Source organism: Caballeronia sp. DA-9 (genome assembly GCF_051615025.1).
GTDB lineage: Bacteria > Pseudomonadota > Gammaproteobacteria > Burkholderiales > Burkholderiaceae > Caballeronia > Caballeronia sordidicola.
This window is the reverse complement of record NZ_CP195132.1, coordinates 998,451-1,014,689: the sequence shown is the minus strand read 5'-3', so window position 1 is coordinate 1,014,689 and position 16,239 is coordinate 998,451. Positions and strand designations below refer to the sequence as shown.

At 60.4% G+C, this 16,239-nt stretch carries 15 protein-coding genes; 9 read left to right on the top strand and 6 right to left on the bottom strand.

All coding sequences use genetic code 11. The features are described from left to right. Window positions 1–31 precede the first annotated feature (31 nt). The gene (locus ACRWA7_RS10765; RefSeq protein ID WP_438392625.1) at window positions 32–559 is read left to right on the top strand and encodes a GNAT family N-acetyltransferase; all 528 of its coding nucleotides are present in this window, start codon (window positions 32–34) and stop codon (window positions 557–559) included. Here ACRWA7_RS10765 and ACRWA7_RS10760 read toward each other — a convergent pair. Next, window positions 556–1,599 carry an aldo/keto reductase gene (locus tag ACRWA7_RS10760; protein ID WP_438392624.1) on the bottom strand — a complete coding sequence of 348 codons (1,044 nt, stop codon included), beginning with the start codon at window positions 1,597–1,599 and terminating at the stop codon, window positions 556–558. The genes ACRWA7_RS10765 and ACRWA7_RS10760 overlap by 4 nt on opposite strands. Before the next feature lie 23 nt (window positions 1,600–1,622). Between ACRWA7_RS10760 and ACRWA7_RS10755 the strand changes: the two genes are divergently transcribed. Both ACRWA7_RS10755 and ACRWA7_RS10750 read left to right on the top strand, forming a co-directional pair. After that, a complete protein-coding gene (locus ACRWA7_RS10755; RefSeq protein ID WP_157766614.1) occupies window positions 1,623–1,868 on the top strand; it encodes a hypothetical protein in 246 nt (81 codons plus the stop codon). A gap of 154 nt (window positions 1,869–2,022) precedes the next feature. Then, window positions 2,023–3,039: an AraC family transcriptional regulator N-terminal domain-containing protein gene (locus tag ACRWA7_RS10750; protein WP_438392623.1), complete on the top strand. Its 1,017-nt coding sequence runs from the start codon at window positions 2,023–2,025 to the stop codon at window positions 3,037–3,039. Between the two features lie 73 nt (window positions 3,040–3,112). Here the strand turns inward: ACRWA7_RS10750 and ACRWA7_RS10745 are convergent, their stop codons facing one another. From ACRWA7_RS10745 to ACRWA7_RS10735, 3 genes are all read right to left on the bottom strand, one after another. Next, window positions 3,113–3,349: a hypothetical protein gene (locus tag ACRWA7_RS10745; RefSeq protein WP_438392622.1), complete on the bottom strand. Its 237-nt coding sequence runs from the start codon at window positions 3,347–3,349 to the stop codon at window positions 3,113–3,115. Window positions 3,350–3,660: 311 nt separating this feature from the next. After that, on the bottom strand, window positions 3,661–4,092 hold the full coding sequence (locus ACRWA7_RS10740) for a BspC domain-containing protein (protein ID WP_438392621.1): 432 nt from the start codon (window positions 4,090–4,092) through the stop codon (window positions 3,661–3,663). A 149-nt stretch (window positions 4,093–4,241) separates the two neighbouring features. Then, window positions 4,242–5,771 (bottom strand): flavin-containing monooxygenase, encoded by a 1,530-nt coding sequence (locus tag ACRWA7_RS10735; protein ID WP_438392620.1) that lies wholly within the window; start codon window positions 5,769–5,771, stop codon window positions 4,242–4,244. 215 nt (window positions 5,772–5,986) lie between these two features. On the opposite strand from ACRWA7_RS10735, the gene ACRWA7_RS10730 reads away from it, so the two are divergent. Both ACRWA7_RS10730 and ACRWA7_RS10725 read left to right on the top strand, forming a co-directional pair. Beyond that, on the top strand, window positions 5,987–7,441 hold the full coding sequence (locus ACRWA7_RS10730; RefSeq protein ID WP_438392619.1) for an MFS transporter: 1,455 nt from the start codon (window positions 5,987–5,989) through the stop codon (window positions 7,439–7,441). 130 nt (window positions 7,442–7,571) lie between these two features. Next, on the top strand, window positions 7,572–8,465 hold the full coding sequence (locus ACRWA7_RS10725) for a ferritin-like domain-containing protein (protein WP_060818697.1): 894 nt from the start codon (window positions 7,572–7,574) through the stop codon (window positions 8,463–8,465). 62 nt (window positions 8,466–8,527) lie between these two features. Here the strand turns inward: ACRWA7_RS10725 and ACRWA7_RS10720 are convergent, their stop codons facing one another. Next, on the bottom strand, window positions 8,528–9,250 hold the full coding sequence (locus ACRWA7_RS10720; RefSeq protein WP_060818699.1) for a TetR/AcrR family transcriptional regulator: 723 nt from the start codon (window positions 9,248–9,250) through the stop codon (window positions 8,528–8,530). 182 nt (window positions 9,251–9,432) lie between these two features. Here ACRWA7_RS10720 and ACRWA7_RS10715 point away from each other — a divergent pair, with 182 nt between their 5' ends. From ACRWA7_RS10715 to ACRWA7_RS10705, 3 genes are all read left to right on the top strand, one after another. Continuing rightward, complete coding sequence (locus tag ACRWA7_RS10715) at window positions 9,433–10,614, top strand: isovaleryl-CoA dehydrogenase (RefSeq protein WP_438392617.1); 1,182 nt, start codon at window positions 9,433–9,435, stop codon at window positions 10,612–10,614. 16 nt (window positions 10,615–10,630) lie between these two features. Beyond that, window positions 10,631–12,238: a carboxyl transferase domain-containing protein gene (locus tag ACRWA7_RS10710; RefSeq protein ID WP_438392616.1), complete on the top strand. Its 1,608-nt coding sequence runs from the start codon at window positions 10,631–10,633 to the stop codon at window positions 12,236–12,238. Between the two features lie 66 nt (window positions 12,239–12,304). Continuing rightward, window positions 12,305–14,326, top strand: coding sequence for an acetyl/propionyl/methylcrotonyl-CoA carboxylase subunit alpha (locus tag ACRWA7_RS10705; RefSeq protein WP_438392615.1), 2,022 nt, complete (start codon window positions 12,305–12,307; stop codon window positions 14,324–14,326). Between the two features lie 9 nt (window positions 14,327–14,335). Here the strand turns inward: ACRWA7_RS10705 and ACRWA7_RS10700 are convergent, their stop codons facing one another. After that, window positions 14,336–14,851 (bottom strand): OmpA family protein, encoded by a 516-nt coding sequence (locus tag ACRWA7_RS10700; protein ID WP_438392614.1) that lies wholly within the window; start codon window positions 14,849–14,851, stop codon window positions 14,336–14,338. Between the two features lie 249 nt (window positions 14,852–15,100). Here ACRWA7_RS10700 and ACRWA7_RS10695 point away from each other — a divergent pair, with 249 nt between their 5' ends. Beyond that, complete coding sequence (locus ACRWA7_RS10695; RefSeq protein WP_438392613.1) at window positions 15,101–16,174, top strand: AI-2E family transporter; 1,074 nt, start codon at window positions 15,101–15,103, stop codon at window positions 16,172–16,174. Window positions 16,175–16,239: the final 65 nt, after the last annotated feature.

The following is a 16,239-nucleotide window of genomic DNA, read 5'->3' as shown; positions in this document are numbered from 1 at the left end:
GCGTTTGAACCGTCATTGAGTCGAACGCGCCATGTCATTCACGATCCGTCGTCTCACTCCCGCCGATGCGTCCGCGTATCGCGACTTGAGACTGGAAGGCCTTCAGCAGCATCCCGCCGGTTTCGGTTCGGCGTACGAAGACGAAGCGGATAAACCGGTCGCGTGGTTCGAGCAACGGCTCTCGGGCGCAGCGGTTTTCGGCGGCTTTCTGTTCAGGACGGAAGCGAACGCGGAAAGCCTCGACGGCACCGCGGGCCTTGTCGTGCCGCTGGGCGCGAAGGTCAGGCACAAGGGCGCGCTGTTTGGCATGTATGTCCGCCCTGTGGCGCGCGGCACGGGCCTCGCCGCAGCGGTCGTGCAGGCCGTGCTGGATCATGCGCGCGGCGTGGTGGACGAGATTCAGTTGACGGTCGCGCCCGATAATGAAGCGGCGCTGCGGCTTTATCGGAAAGCGGGATTTGCGGAATACGCGCGCGAACCGCGGGCATTGAAGGTCGACGGCAAGTATCACGATTCAATCCTCATGACCTTGCCGTTCGACCTCGATCACACGCTTTAACCGTTCGATTCCTTCAACTGGTTTAACCTGTATTCGCCCGTGCGCGCCAGCATCCAGCCCGGATATTCGCTTGCGAGCTGGCTCACTTCGTCGAGCGCGGCGAGTTCGTCGTCGTTCAGCTTGACTTGCGTGGCGGCGATGTTGTCATCGAGTTGCTCGATTCGCTTCGCGCCCACAATCACCGTTGTCACCACTTTCTGGTGCAAGAGCCACGCGAGCGCGATCTGCGCGATTGTCACGCCCTTGGTTTCGGCCATCTTCGCCATGGCGTCGATACAGTCGTGCGCGCGGTCCATGTTCACGGGCGGGAACTGGAAATTCGTGCGCCGCCCCTGCTCGGTGGAACTGCCATCGCGTTTATATTTGCCGCTCAGCAGGCCGCCTGCAAGCGGGCTCCAGACCATCAGGCCCACGTTTTCGCTCTTCAGCATGGGCACGATTTCGCGCTCGAGGTCGCGTCCGGCAATGGTGTAATAAGCCTGCAGCGACTCAAAACGCGCGAGGCCAAGGCGCTCCGAAATGCCCAGCGCCTTGGCGATCTGCCAGGCAGCCCAGTTCGAGACGCCGATGTAGCGCACATGACCGTGCTGAACGAGCGTGTCGAGCGCGCGCAGTGCTTCTTCAATAGGTGTGGCGGGGTCGAATCCATGCAACTGGTACAGGTCGATGTGATCCAGTTGCAGGCGCTTCAGGCTCGCCTTCACCCCATCGATAATATGAAAGCGCGATGCGCCGCGCGAATTGATGCCTTTCGTACCCGTCTCGCCATGAATCTTGGTCGCGACCACGACGTTCTCGCGCGGTACTTTCAGGTTTTTCAGCGCCTGGCCGGTCATGATTTCGGAGGTGCCGTCGGCGTAGACATCGGCGGTATCGAGGAAGTTGATGCCTGCATCGAGCGCCCGGCCAATGAGCTTGTCTGCGTCCGCCTGCTGAAGGCCGCCAATGTTGGTCCAGATGCCGCCTTCGCCGAAAGTCATCGTGCCCAGGCAGAGTTCGGAGACGAACAAGCCGGTATTACCGAATTTTCTGTTGCGCATGCTGGGTTCCTTAGAATTCGTCCTTGGATCGGGCGGCCGGCGCGCACCGTCGTGAATCTCGCGAGTGTCACGGCGTTCACGTGTGCGGCGCGGTCCGGTTCGCGGCGACGGCACCGAACGTCCGTCCGGCGCGGTTGCAATTGGCCGCGACCATTCAGTATCTGCCCGGCGAGCAATCAAAGGCTAGCCTGATCCTGTCGGATCATTGCCCGATTCTGCAAACGCTGCACGCGGCGCTGGGCGAAAATGCCCGCGCGCGAGTAAGCTAAGTGCAATTCGCCGTCTGCATTTCCGACGTCTCACATACTGGCAAAGAGGCGTGGCTGATACATCATTGAAGTTCGGCCGACGGTTATCCTTCCTCATCCCCTGCGCGTTTTTTGCCCGTTTTTCCGGTGCGCGCCAACTCACTGAATGCGAATCATGGCCCTGAATGAGACGGCGGATTCCGCCATCGATCCAACCCATCATGCCGACCATCTGAGTCCGGCTGCGCTGCTCGAACCGGTCAACGGTCACGATACCGCGCCCCTCGATCCCGGTCTCGACCACGCACGCCTTGATCTGGTCGCCTTGCTCGAGCGGCTCACCTCAGACCACGAAGGCACTCACGAGACCGCTGTCAAAGGTTTGTACGTGCATCGGATCGTGCAATGCGGCGGTCCGAGCCATGGCATCCAGACGCCGGCGCTCGGCCTGATTGCGCAAGGATCCAAGCGCATCATGGTCGGTGACGAACTGTACGTTTATGACCCCATGCATTACCTGGTTACATCGGTGGATTTGCCGGTGATGGGGCAGGTGACGGGCGCGACCGAGGACAAGCCCTATCTCGGACTGCGGCTCGACATGGACGTGGAAGAAATCAGCGCGCTGATCCGCGATGAAAACCTGCCGCCGCCCACGCACACGGACGCATCGCGTGGCCTCTATGTGAACCGGCTCGCCACGCCCATGCTCGACGCTGTCTTGCGGCTGCTGCGCCTGATGGACACGCCCGAGGACATTCCCATTCTCGCGCCAATGATCAAGCGAGAAATCCTGTACCGGCTGCTGATGAACGGTTCGGGCGCGCGCTTGCGCCAGATCGCGCTGCAGGACAGCCAGACGCAGCGTATTGCGAAGGCGATCATGATGCTGCGCCAGAACTTCGACCAGCCGCTGCGCGTGGAATCGATCGCGCGCGACGTGCATATGAGCGTGTCGTCGCTGCATCATCATTTCAAGGCGGTGACGGCCATGAGTCCGTTGCAGTACCAGAAGCAGTTGCGGCTTCAGGAAGCGCGTCGTCTGATGCTGATCGACATGACCGACGCGGCGACGGCGGCGCATCGCGTGGGCTATGAAAGTGCATCGCAATTCAGCCGCGAGTACAGCCGGCTGTTCGGGGCACCGCCTTTACGCGATACCCGCAGATGGCGCGATTCGGCGGGCGCCTGAACGCAGGACGCAAGACGCAAAAAAGCCAGGGACATCCTTGGCTTTTTTGCTTGCTGCAACGCTACTTGCTCAATCAGTAGTACCGATGCGGCGGCGCGTAGTGATGCGGTGCATGATGGCGTTCCCACTCACGGCGTTCCCAATACCTGTGGCCGTCGTAGTAGCGGTCGCCGTGCCAGCCGCGGGTGTCGACATGGACGTAGCCGGGACGGAAATGTTCGTCGGCGGATGCCACGTTTGTCACGCCAAGCGTCGTCGCGGCAGCGGCCGCAAGCGATGCAAGCAACAGAGCTTTCTTGAGTTTCAGCATGATGGTTTCCTCTGCGGTTTTGTTGGTTGTCAAACGCCGTTCGTGCAGTGAATATTGGCTCTAATAGCGGCCGTAGTAGTCGTGATGGTGATAACCGCCACCATCCGGCACCACGATGCAGCCGCCCAGGGAACTGCCGATAAGGACTGCAAGTGCGGTAATAAGCGCTAATCGTTTCATCGGTTTCTCCAAGTGAATCCCGTGAAATCAATTTAGCAATTAGATAAATGACAAGCCGTGTGCCTTTGTAAGGAAACGTATGAGCGGAAATATTCAGGAAAGCGTGTGAAAGGGCGCGCGCGGACGCGCTGTTACCGAACGATCTGCGGCTTTACATTTGGCGTCAGCGATACACCCACTACACGGCCGTCCTTCACACCGCACCGGCTGTCCAGGCGGGTCCATTGCGAATGGCCGCGGGTTTTCGCGAAGGCCCGCATGACGATTACTTCATCTACCGGGACCGGATTGCCCGCGCTGAAGATGGTGGTGTCGTCGTCGATCTTCGCGCCCAGCACACGCCTGTCCGGAACAATGAAAGTGTCGTATTTCGGCGTGAGCGCAACCCATTTGTCGAAGGCGGCGACGCAGCGAATCACCGGTTCCGGAACGTGCATGCGCGTGAGATAGGCGTAGTTTTCCGTCGATGGATCCGGCGTTTCCTGCGCGTGCGCCAGCGGGAACAGGGCGACGCTGACAAACAGTGCGATGGCAGCGGCGGGAGGCGAATGGAGCTTTCTCATGCTGGCGATTCTCAGTACCTTTTATACGCGCGTTCATGATGAACGCGGCAGTGTTGATCCGATCCACGCGCTCGTGGAGAGCGCGAAGGGCCAATAAAAGTCGGTGCCAAAGTATACCGCTCGGCTCGGGCACGCTACAGACGCCGAGCTTATGCGTTCGCAGGTGAAACCGCTGGCTGCATGATGTAATCGTCCGGTCTGAATACGCTCGAGGCCTGACGGAAACGCCAACTGAAGCCCGGCCACAATGCGGTATTCCTGCCCGAAGCGGTATCGATATACCAGCTTTTGCAGCCGCCCTGCGCCCAGATCGCACGGCTCAGCCGCAGCTGGATACGGACGTTGTAGGTGGCTTCCACATCGCGTTTCACGTCGATGGCCGCTACGTCATGATCGCGCATGTAGGTCAGCGCTTTAATGACATAGGCAACTTGCGATTCGATCATGTAGACCATCGAGTTATGCGCGAGCCCGGAGTTTGGACCGGCCAGCATGAAAAAGTTCGGATAACCCGGCAGCGTCGTGCCGAGATAGGCGTGCGCGCCGTCGCGCCAGGTGTCGGTGATCCGCACGCCGCCGCGTCCGATCACCACGCCGCGCGTGTATGGCCTGGCGACCTCGAAGCCCGTGCCGAAGATGATGCAGTCGGCCGGGTGGCGGACGTTGTCCGCGGTGATGACGGCGTCGGCTTCCACGCGCACGATGGGCCGCGTCACCACCGACACATTGCTGCGCGATACAGCCGGGTAATAGTCGTTCGATATCAGAATGCGCTTGCACCCAATGGTGTAATCCGGCGTGAGCGCGAGTCTGAGTTCGGGATCGGCGACCTGCACATGCAGATGCCTGAGCGCCAGTTTCTGAATGACTTTCATGAGCGGCGGATGAACGACAAACGCGAATACCCGTGCCTCGAGCATGCAGTAAAGCGCCGCCCGCATGAGCCGTTGCGCGAGCGGGACGTGCCGGAGCAGCCACCGTTCGAGCCTGCCTGACGCGCGGTCGCTCTTCGGCATGATCCACGGCGGCGTGCGCTGAAACACATCGAGATGCGCCACGCGTCCCGCGATTTCAGGTACGAACTGGATGGCGCTCGCGCCCGTGCCTATTACCGCGACACGCTTGCCATCGAGCGCAAACGCGTGATCCCATTGCTGCGAATGAAAACACGCGCCCTTGAATGTATCGATACCGGGAAGCGCCGGAACCGATGCCCGCGACAAGCCGCCCATTCCCGCAATCAACACGCGCGCCGAGACTTTCCTGCCCGTTGAAAAACGCAGCAGCCAGCGTTGCGTGGGTTCATCGAAGGTCGCGCGTTGCAGCGTTTCGTTGAAGCGCAAATGCGCGCGGAGGCCGAATTGCGTGGCGCAGTCTTCAAGGTACGCGCGGATTTCGGCTTGCGGTGCGTAAAGCCGCGTCCAGTCCGGGTGAGGCGCGAACGAAAACGAATAGACGTGGGCCTGCACGTCGCAGGCGCAGCCGGGGTAATCGTTGTCGCGCCATGTGCCGCCGAGCGACGCCGCCTGCTCGGCCACGAAAAAATCGTTCATGCCCGACTGTTTCAGCTGTATCGCCATGCAGATGCCGGCAAAGCCCGAGCCGATGACCGCTATATCGATACGTTCGGGTTCGCTCGCGGAGGTCGGGGGGACGGTTTCTGATGGGTCTTGTGGCACGGTTTCGGCGGAAGGTCGACGGGTCTCGCCGGCGCGTATTTGCACGCCGGCGGCAAGTTATTTCAAATTCTGGCACGAAAGGCTCACGACGCCAAAGTGCCGATTCTTGTCAAAATCTGCAACAAACAGGCGCATTGACCGTAAAATGCGCGCCGGCGCTAGAACGAAGCGGCCACGCCCAGGACGAAGCGGCCACGCCCAGGAGACATGAATCGATGACCACTCGCCACGAACAGGAACGCGCCGGGACCTCAGCCACGGCCACGGTGACCGCCACGATCGCAGCCGAAAACGGCGCGTTATCGGCGGGGACGATTTCCGCGCGGCTCGATCGCTTGCCTGCCACACGGTCCATGTGGACGCTCGTCGTGCTGTTGAGCCTCGGCTTCTTCTTCGAACTCTACGACCTGCTGTATTCGGGCTACGTCGCGCCGGGGCTGGTGAAAAGCGGCATCCTGACATCGACGACCGTGGGGCTGTTCGGCTTCACGGGCGTGGCGAGTTTTATCGCATCGCTGTTTCTTGGACTCTTCATTGGCACGATTGCATGCGGCTTTCTCGCCGATCGCTTCGGGCGGCGCGCGATCTTCACCTATTCGCTGCTGTGGTACACGGCCGCGAACGTGATCATGGCGTTCCAGGATACCGCGGGCGGTCTCAACTTCTGGCGCTTCATGGCGGGGCTCGGGATTGGTGTCGAACTGGTGACGATCGGCACGTACATCTCGGAACTCGTGCCCAAGCACATTCGCGGACGCGCTTTCGCCTGCGAGCAGGCAATCGGTTTCATGGCGGTGCCCGTGGCCGCGTTCCTTTCCTACGCGCTGGTTCCGAACAAACCGCTGGGCTTCGATGGCTGGCGCTGGGTGGTGCTGATAGGCGCGCATGGCGCATTGTTCGTGTGGTTTATCCGGCGCGCATTGCCCGAAAGCCCGCGCTGGCTGGCGCAAAAAGGCCGGCTGGCGGAAGCCGACGCCATCATGACCGCGCTCGAAGCCAAAGTCGAACGGGAACATGGCGGCCCGCTGCCGGCGCCCGCCGCGCCCGAACCCGTCAGCACGCGCGGCGCGTTCAGCGATATGTGGGTGGCGCCCTACGGCAAGCGCGCGGCCATGATGATCATCTTCAACGTGTTCCAGACCGTGGGATTCTACGGTTTCGCCAACTGGGTGCCCACGCTTCTGATCCGTCAGGGCATCACCATCACGACCAGCCTCATGTATTCGACGATCATCGCGATCGCCGCACCGGTCGGGCCGATCATCGGCTTGTTTATCGCCGATAAATTCGAGCGCAAGAGCGTGATCGTGGCGATGGCCGGCATGATCGTGGTCTGCGGGCTGGTGTTCAGCCAGGTCTCGGGCGCAGCGCTTCTTGTCAGCATGGGCGTGGGTCTCACGCTTGCCAGCAACATCATGTCCTATAGTTTTCACGCTTATCAAAGCGAGCTTTTTCCGACCAGCATCCGGGTGCGCGCGGTCGGCTTCGTCTACTCATGGAGCCGCTTTTCGGCGATCTTCACGTCGTTTTTCATCGCGGGCGTGCTGAAGGCTTTCGGGACAACGGGCGTGTTCGTGTTTATCGCCGGGGCTATGGTCGTGGTCATGCTGGCTATCGGATTGATGGGCCCGAAGACGCGCGATCTCGCGCTGGAACAGATCTCTCGATAGCTGTCGCTATGGGGCGGTATATGGTTGGCATGCGGGTTGGCATGCGAAGGACATCGGCGGCCTCGTGTGACGGCAAGATGACGCGCGTTATGCCAAAATCCGCATAACGCGATTAATTCTCCGTTATTCCATGTCCGACACGCTCACGCCTGCCGAAGCCGACCATGCAATGCGCCATTGGTCGTATGGGTCCACCGGCAAGATTCAGATTGGTTCTTTACAGCACAAGCGCATGTTCTGCGAAATGCTGCTCACGACTCACAATCCCTATAAGCCGGCGGTCATCGACTGGCCGGCGCTCGCGCCCGCAGCGCTCAGGCGCATCACGTCCCTGCCGATCTGGGACATCGCGGTCCAGACAGAAGGCCGCGCTTCGATTCGAGTATCGACCTATGCAGCGAGCGTCCACGACCCGTTGCTGCGCGAAGCCATCACCATGAACGGTGCAGAGGAAGCGCGCCACAAGATTGTGTTGTCGAAGCTCGTGCAGGCCTACGGCATCGAACTCGCGCCCGAGCCGCCTTATCCCGCGCCCGACGACGCGTTGCGCGCCTGGATGCTCACGGGCTACAGCGAATGTATCGACAGTTTCTTCGCCTTCGGCCTGTTCGAAGCTGCGAAACAAACCGGCTATTTCCCCGGGGAACTGGTCGAAACATTCGAGCCGGTGATTCAGGAAGAAGCCCGCCATATCCTGTTCTTCGCGAACTGGGTCGCGTGGTACAGGCGGAGTTTGCCGTGGTACAAGCGGCCCTGGTTTTTCATGAAGACCGCGAGCGTGTGGTTTTCGTTGATACGCGACCGGATATCGCTTGCACGAGGGTTCGATACCAGCGGCGCAGCCCAGGACATGAATTTTCCGGCCAACGTAGGGGATTCGGTGGGCGGCGGGATATCGGCGAAGGCGTTGATCGAGCTATGCCTGACGGAAAACGAACGGCGGATGGGCGGCTATGATGCGCGTCTTCTCAGGCCAACGACCGTGCCGTGGCTTGCCGGAATCGCCCGGCGGTTCATCAAATAAAAACTCAGATTAGCAACTAACGGTCTGCCGCTTTCGCGTCCGCCAATTCGGCGTGGCGCCTCTTACTTTTCCACCCGCGCCGCCTCGAAACGCCGCGTGGCTTCCTCCACGTCCTGTTTGAACTGCGCAAGCGCAGTCAGGCTTGCAGCGGGAGGCTGCAGCGCGGTCCAGAGTACATCGATGAGTTCGTCCGCCGTCGTGTCGATCTGAGCCTGACTCAGGTGCCGCTTTGCAAGCGTTGCGTCCCATAGCACGTGCTCCATCGGCCCGAAAACCAGCGACCGCATCAATCGCAGCGGCAGGTCCGCGCGTACCTGGCCGACGCTCTGCCCATACGCCAGCACGTTCATTAGCGGCGCGGTGTACCGGCGTTGCAGGTCGGTGAGCGTGTCGCTCAGGTCATGATGCTTCGTGCGTCCTTCCGATAAGACCAGCGCGCACAATCCCGTTCCGTTCACCAGCATCAGCCGCAAATGCGTCCTCACGATAAACGCAAACTGCTGCCGCACGCTGCCGTCCCGGGGAAGGCCGGATTCGAACGCGTCGATGATCTCGTCATACCAATCCGCAATCACGCGCGCGCACAACTCCCGCTTGCCGCTGAAATAACTGAAGACCGTGGCTTCCGAAATCCCCGCGCGCTGGGCGATCTCGGCGCTGGTGGTGGCGTCGTAGCCTTTTTCCGCGAAGACATCCCGCCCGGCCTGGAGAATGTCCTTCACGCGCTGCTGCGACTTGACGCCTGCAGGAGTGCGGCGGTTTCCGGTTATGGGCGCTGAGGACATGTCGGTGAGATCGGGTTCATTGAATGTGAGCTTAGCTCAAATCCCTATTGACTGAAAGCGGAATCAAGCGTGAAACTGCGGCTTATATTGGAAATCGGCGCGTGTGAGTTCGACTCATAAATCAGGTCACTGACCCACGCCGGCACGCCCCAAGCCAATACACTCCGAAGGAGGAGACCCGCATGAACGACGTACCCGGTCTGAATTTCGCCCTGGGCGAAGACATCGATATGTTGCGCGACTCGCTCGCCAATTTTGCTGCAAAAGAGATCGCGCCGCGCGCTGCTGAAATCGATAAAACCGATCAGTTCCCCATGGACCTGTGGAAGAAATTCGGCGATCTGGGCGTGCTTGGCATGACGGTATCTGAGGAGTACGGCGGCGCGAACATGGGCTATACCGCGCATATGGTCGCCATGGAAGAAATTTCACGGGCGTCGGCATCGGTCGGTTTGTCGTATGGCGCGCATTCCAATTTGTGCGTGAACCAGATCCATCGCAATGGCACGGAAGCGCAGAAGCGCAGGTATTTGCCGGGGCTGATATCGGGCGAACATATCGGCGCGTTGGCAATGAGCGAGCCGAACGCCGGTTCTGACGTGGTCAGCATGAAGCTTCGCGCCGACGAAAAAGGCGATCACTTCGTGCTCAACGGCACGAAGATGTGGATCACCAACGGTCCCGATTGCGACACGCTCGTGGTGTATGCCAAGACAGATATTGAGGCGGGCGCGAAGGGAATTACAGCGTTTATCGTCGAGAAGGGCATGAAAGGGTTTTCAGTCGCGCAGAAACTCGACAAGTTGGGAATGCGCGGCTCGCATACCGGCGAACTGGTGTTCGAGAACGTCGAAGTGCCGAAGGAAAACGTGCTCGGGCAACTGAACGGCGGCGTGAAGGTGCTGATGAGCGGTCTCGACTACGAGCGCGCGGTGCTGGCGGGTGGTCCTACCGGCATCATGGTCGCGTGCATGGACGCGGTCGTGCCGTACATTCACGACCGCAAGCAGTTTGGCCAGGCGATTGGCGAATTCCAGTTGATTCAGGGCAAGGTCGCGGACCTCTATACAACGCTTCAGGCGTGCCGCGCGTATCTCTACGCAGTGGGCCGCCAACTCGATACACTCGGCGCAGGCCATGGCCGTCAAGTGCGCAAGGATTGCGCGGGCGTGATTCTCTATACCGCCGAAAAAGCCACGTGGATGGCCGGCGAAGCAATCCAGATTCTCGGCGGCAATGGTTATATCAACGAGTATCCGGTGGGCCGTCTATGGCGCGACGCCAAGCTCTATGAAATCGGCGCGGGGACAAGCGAAATCCGCCGCATGCTGATCGGGCGCGAACTGTTCGCCGAAACCGCCTGAGATAGCACGGACACTTATGCCGATTATCGAATCGAAACTGAATCCGCGCAGCGACGAGTTTCGCGCGAACGCGGCAGCGCTCGAAGTGCTGGTGGCCGACTTGAAAGAGAAGGTCGCGAAGATAGCGTTGGGCGGAGGGCAGGCCGCGCGCGATAAACATCTGTCACGCGGCAAGCTTCTGCCACGCGACCGGATTGCGCAATTGCTCGATCCGGGCACGCCGTTTCTCGAGCTTTCGCAACTCGCCGCATATGGCATGTATAACGACGACGCACCCGGCGCGGGCGTGATTACGGGCATTGGCAGGATTGCGGGGCAGGAGTGCGTGATCGTCTGCAACGACGCCACCGTGAAGGGCGGCACGTACTATCCGGTGACGGTGAAGAAGCATCTCCGTGCGCAGGAGATCGCCGAAGAGAACCATTTGCCGTGCGTCTATCTTGTCGATTCGGGCGGCGCGAACCTGCCGAATCAGGACGATGTTTTCCCTGACCGCGATCACTTCGGCCGCATCTTCTACAACCAGGCGAACATGTCGGCTAAAGGCATTGCGCAGATCGCCGTGGTGATGGGTTCGTGCACGGCAGGCGGTGCGTATGTTCCGGCAATGAGCGATGAATCGATTATCGTGAAAAATCAGGGCACGATTTTTCTGGGCGGTCCGCCGCTCGTGAAGGCCGCAACCGGCGAGGAAGTCAGCGCCGAAGATCTCGGCGGCGGTGACGTGCATACGCGGCTCTCGGGCGTGGTCGATCATCTTGCTCAAAACGATGCGCATGCGTTGGGAATCGCGCGAAGCATCGTGGGCAATCTGAATCGCGTCAAGCCCGCTTCTTTGGCGATGAAAGAACCATTGCCGCCGCGTCATGATCCGCACAGCATCTATGGCGTGATTCCGGCGGACACGCGCAAGCCGTTCGATATCCGCGAAGTGATCGCGCGCATTGTCGACGACTCCGCCTTCGATGAATTCAAGGCGCGCTATGGTACGACGCTCGTATGCGGATTCGCGCATGTTTGGGGTCACCCGGTTGGAATCATCGCGAACAACGGCATCCTGTTTTCGGAGTCGGCGGTCAAGGGCACGCATTTCATAGAGCTGTGCTGCCAGCGCAAGATTCCGTTAGTGTTCCTTCAGAACATCACGGGCTTCATGGTCGGGCGCAAGTATGAAAACGAAGGCATCGCGCGCAATGGTGCGAAGATGGTGACGGCGGTCGCGACGGCCAAGGTGCCGAAATTCACGGTGATCATAGGCGGGTCGTTTGGCGCGGGTAATTACGGCATGTGCGGCCGCGCGTACTCGCCGCGTTTTCTCTGGATGTGGCCGAACGCGCGTATCTCCGTGATGGGCGGCGAGCAAGCCGCCTCGGTGCTTGCCACGGTGCGCCGCGATGGAATAGAGGGTAAGGGCGGATCGTGGTCGAAGGAGGAAGAAGAGGCGTTCAAGTCGCCTATCCGCGAGCAGTACGAGGTACAGGGCCATCCGTATTACGCCAGCGCGCGCCTGTGGGACGACGGTGTGATCGATCCCGCGCAGACCCGCGATGTGCTCGGGCTTGGGCTGGCGGCGTCGACTAATGCGCCTGTCGAAGAAACGCGTTTCGGCGTGTTCCGGATGTGATCGCGGGACTTGGCGCCTCAGTGCCGGGACCTTTGCAAAGCTGACTTCTTCCTTCCAGGCTTCGTCATGTTCAACAAAATATTGATTGCGAATCGCGGCGAGATTGCATGCCGCGTGGCCGCGACCTGCAAACGCCTGGGCATAGGCAGCGTGGCCGTGTATTCGGATGCCGATGCACACGCCAAGCACGTCGCAGTCTGCGACGAAGCCGTGCATGTGGGTGGCGCGGCGGCGGCCGAGAGCTATTTGCGCATAGACAGGATCATCGATGCCGCGCTGAAAACCGGTGCGGAAGCGGTGCATCCGGGCTACGGATTTCTATCGGAGAACGAAGAGTTTGCAAAGGCGTGTGAGAAGGCCGGCCTCGTGTTTATCGGGCCGCCGGTCGAAGCTATCTCCGCGATGGGATCGAAGGCCGCGGCCAAGGCGTTGATGCAGTCCGCGGCCGTGCCACTCGTGCCCGGTTATCACGGCGACAACCAGGACGCCGCGCTGCTGCAAAAGGAAGCCGATGGAATTGGTTATCCGGTGTTGCTCAAAGCAAGCGCGGGCGGCGGCGGCAAGGGCATGCGCGTGGTCGCGAAAAGCGCGGATTTTGCTTCGGCGCTTTTGTCGTGCAAGCGAGAAGCGTCGAGCAGTTTCGGCAACGATCGCGTGTTGATCGAAAAGTATCTGCAACGCCCGCGCCATGTGGAAGTCCAGGTCTTCGCGGATCAGCACGGCAATGCGGTATATCTCTTCGATCGCGACTGCTCCGTGCAGCGCCGTCATCAAAAGGTGCTGGAAGAAGCGCCTGCTCCGGGCCTTTCAACCGAAGTGCGCAAAGCGATGGGCGAAGCCGCTGTCGCGGCGGCGCGCGCGGTGAATTATGTCGGCGCGGGCACGGTCGAGTTCATCATGACCGGGGACGGCCAGTTCTACTTCATGGAAATGAACACGCGGCTTCAGGTCGAACATCCGGTGACCGAAATGGTGACGGGTCTTGATCTTGTCGAATGGCAATTGCGCGTGGCGAGCGGTGAAACGCTGCCGCTGATGCAGGATCAATCGAAGGTGAACGGGCACGCGATCGAAGCGCGCATCTATGCCGAGAATCCGTCGCGGGGTTTCTTGCCATCGACCGGAACATTGAAGCATTTGCGGCTGCCCGAAGCTGTGGAATTCCAGTTGAACGGCACCGTGCGTATCGATAGCGGCGTGCGCGAAGGCGACACCATCACCCCGTTTTATGACCCGATGATCGCCAAGCTGATCGTGCACGGCCACGATCGCGACGAAGCATTGCTGCGCATGGCGCTCGCGTTGAAACAATGCGAGGTCGTCGGGCCGTCGACGAATATAGCGTTCCTGCATCGGATCGTGGTCAGCGAGCCGTTTGCTTCCGGCGACCTGGACACGGGGCTGATAGAACGTCATCACGACACCTTGTTCGCACCATCGGCGGTGTCGAACGCGCACGTACTTGCGCTCGCTTGCGCCGCGTTGCTCACGCGTGAAGGCGGGGACGCACATGGCACGTCGCCGTGGGATGCGCTCGCCCACTGGCGCATGAGCGGAGGGTATACGCAGGCGCTGAACTGGCGTCTCGCAGATTCCGACCACGAAATCGTCGCCGTCTTCACGCGCGATTCCACATCGGGCCGGGCAGACAACAAGCAACTCGAACTATGCGGCGAGACGCTTGCGTTCGACTGGTCGCACGGCGATGAGCCGAATTCGTTCGTGGTGCTGATCGGCAATACGCGCATCAAGGGACGCGTATTCGTGGACGGCGACACGTTTCATGTGTTCTACGCGGGAGTATCGCTGGCATTCGAATGGCGGAATCTGCTTGCCCATGCCGCCGATGCCGAGCATGGCGAAGGCCGCCTGACCGCGCCCATGCCGGGCAAGGTGATTGCCGTGCTGGTGGAAGCGGGCGCCATGGTCGAAAAAGGCGCGCCGTTGCTGGTGATGGAAGCCATGAAGATGGAGCACACGATTGTCGCGCCCGCAAGCGGTACGGTCGGCGAAATCCTGTTCGCCGTGGGCGATCAGGTTACCGACGGTGCGCAGCTTCTGATGATGGAAGTGCAAGCCGCGAAATAACGCTCTGCGTCATTTCTTCTTGACGCGTCCCAGCAGCGTTTCTTCTGTCTCCGTCTTCACCAGAATCTCAACGCGCCGGTTCAACGCACGCCCTTCGGGCGTGGCGTTGGACGCAATCGGCTCGGAAAATGCAATGCCGCGGGTCTTGATGCGCGCAGCGGGAACGCCGCGTGCGACCAGTGCGTCGGCCACGGCGTTTGCACGTGCCGTCGACAACGTCCGGTTGTAATCGAGCGTCCCGACATTATCCGTATGCCCTTCGACCATGATTGGCCGTGTGCTGCGCTTGAGCAGCACGGCCGCGCGGTCGAGCACGACGATGCTTTCGGGGCGCATGGTCGCTTCGTCGAAGTCGAAGAGCGCCGATTCCTGAAGGCGCAACTCTACGCCCTCGTGGGCGGAGTGGACGACAATGCCGACCTTTTCGTTGATTGCTTGTTCCTTCGACCGGTTCAGGCCCGATGCGCAGCCGGCGAGCAGTGCCGTGGTTGCGCATGCGTTGACAATGGTTCGAATAGCTTTCACTGCAAGTCTCTTGAACAGATGCCGGGGAAGGAAACCGATTATAGGGAAATGGAAATTTGGGAGTGTGAAATTAGAACAAAAGATCTGATGGCCTTCGGAGGGCGCGGTCTCTCGCAAAGGCTCTTGATTCTGGACGCATCCCGCTCGATTTACAATGCGTGAGTACCATGCTGCTTCAACGCAGATTACAAGCAGGTCTGCGCAGCAATTTCTGTGCTTTCACCCAGAGAGCAATTACAAGGACGTTTCATGATTTCACGCGATCAGACCTCTGCCGACGACAAGGATCGCACCCGGCGGCTGCAACGCAGCGCCGCAGGATTGCTATATGCGGTACTGGTGGCCGTCGCCATCTGGATGATCCGCGACTTTATTCCGGCCGTGGTATGGGCGGCGGTTATTGCCATTGCGTTGTGGCCCTTGCTGACGTGGCTTGAAGAGCGGCCACTGTTCAAGCACCGAAGCACGTGGCTGGCCCTGGGCATGACCGTGGTGATTGCATTGGTGTTCGTCCTGCCGTTCATCCTCGTCGCGGCGCAGGCGGGCAGGGAAGCCAGCGACCTTTTCCGGTGGTTCCAGGAATCGCTGCGAAGCGGCATTGCCATGCCTGATCTCGTCAATCATCTGCCGATGGGATCGAAGCAGGTCGCCACGTGGTGGCAGGAAAATCTCGCGACACCGCTGGGGTCATCGCCAGCGGTCAAGCACTTTCATAGCGCCACTGTTGTCGCGATGACGCGCCATTTCGGCGGCCGTGTCGCGCATGGCCTGATCGTGTTCGGCTTCATGCTGGTGACGCTGTTCTTCGTCTTCAAGGCAGGGTCGCGATTGGGCGAGCAATTGCTGGAGGCATCAAGGCGCGCGTTTGGTTCGGAGGGCGCATCATTGGCACGGCGCATGGCGGATTCCGTTCGCAGCACGGTGACGGGGCTGGTGGTCGTGGGGCTTGGCGAAGGGGCGTTGCTGGGCGTGGCGTATGCCGTGACCGGTGTGCCGCATGCGACGCTGCTGGGCATGCTGACCGCTGTTGCGGCCATGCTGCCGTTCTGCGCGCCAATCGTGTTCCTGGGCGCGGCATTGTGGCTGCTGACGCAGGGTGCGACGGTCGCGGCGATCTGCGTTGCGGTGTTCGGATTCGTGGTCGTGTTCGTGGCCGAACATGCAATACGGCCGGTGCTGATCGGCGGCGCCGCGCGACTGCCGTTCTTGCTGGTGTTATTCGGAATCCTTGGCGGCGCCGAAACGTTTGGTCTGGTGGGATTGTTTATCGGTCCGTCGTTGATGACGATTCTGGTCGTGCTCTGGAATGACTGGGTGCATTGAAGCAATTCATTGCAGAAGCAAAACAGCCGTTCTGCCTAACGGCGAGAACGGCTGTTTCCGTTAAT

Bases quoted from the DNA above. Each gene is read 5' to 3' on its own strand.
- ACRWA7_RS10740 (WP_438392621.1), bottom strand. From the start codon at position 4,092: ATGAGAAAGCTCCATTCGCCTCCCGCCGCTGCCATCGCACTGTTTGTC.
- ACRWA7_RS10760 (WP_438392624.1), bottom strand. From the start codon at position 1,599: ATGCGCAACAGAAAATTCGGTAATACCGGCTTGTTCGTCTCCGAACTC.
- ACRWA7_RS10765 (WP_438392625.1), top strand. From the start codon at position 32: ATGTCATTCACGATCCGTCGTCTCACTCCCGCCGATGCGTCCGCGTAT.
- ACRWA7_RS10710 (WP_438392616.1), top strand. From the start codon at position 10,631: ATGCCGATTATCGAATCGAAACTGAATCCGCGCAGCGACGAGTTTCGC.
- ACRWA7_RS10745 (WP_438392622.1), bottom strand. From the start codon at position 3,349: ATGCTGAAACTCAAGAAAGCTCTGTTGCTTGCATCGCTTGCGGCCGCT.
- ACRWA7_RS10720 (WP_060818699.1), bottom strand. From the start codon at position 9,250: ATGTCCTCAGCGCCCATAACCGGAAACCGCCGCACTCCTGCAGGCGTC.
- ACRWA7_RS10715 (WP_438392617.1), top strand. From the start codon at position 9,433: ATGAACGACGTACCCGGTCTGAATTTCGCCCTGGGCGAAGACATCGAT.
- ACRWA7_RS10705 (WP_438392615.1), top strand. From the start codon at position 12,305: ATGTTCAACAAAATATTGATTGCGAATCGCGGCGAGATTGCATGCCGC.
- ACRWA7_RS10750 (WP_438392623.1), top strand. From the start codon at position 2,023: ATGGCCCTGAATGAGACGGCGGATTCCGCCATCGATCCAACCCATCAT.
- ACRWA7_RS10725 (WP_060818697.1), top strand. From the start codon at position 7,572: ATGTCCGACACGCTCACGCCTGCCGAAGCCGACCATGCAATGCGCCAT.
- ACRWA7_RS10730 (WP_438392619.1), top strand. From the start codon at position 5,987: ATGACCACTCGCCACGAACAGGAACGCGCCGGGACCTCAGCCACGGCC.
- ACRWA7_RS10695 (WP_438392613.1), top strand. From the start codon at position 15,101: ATGATTTCACGCGATCAGACCTCTGCCGACGACAAGGATCGCACCCGG.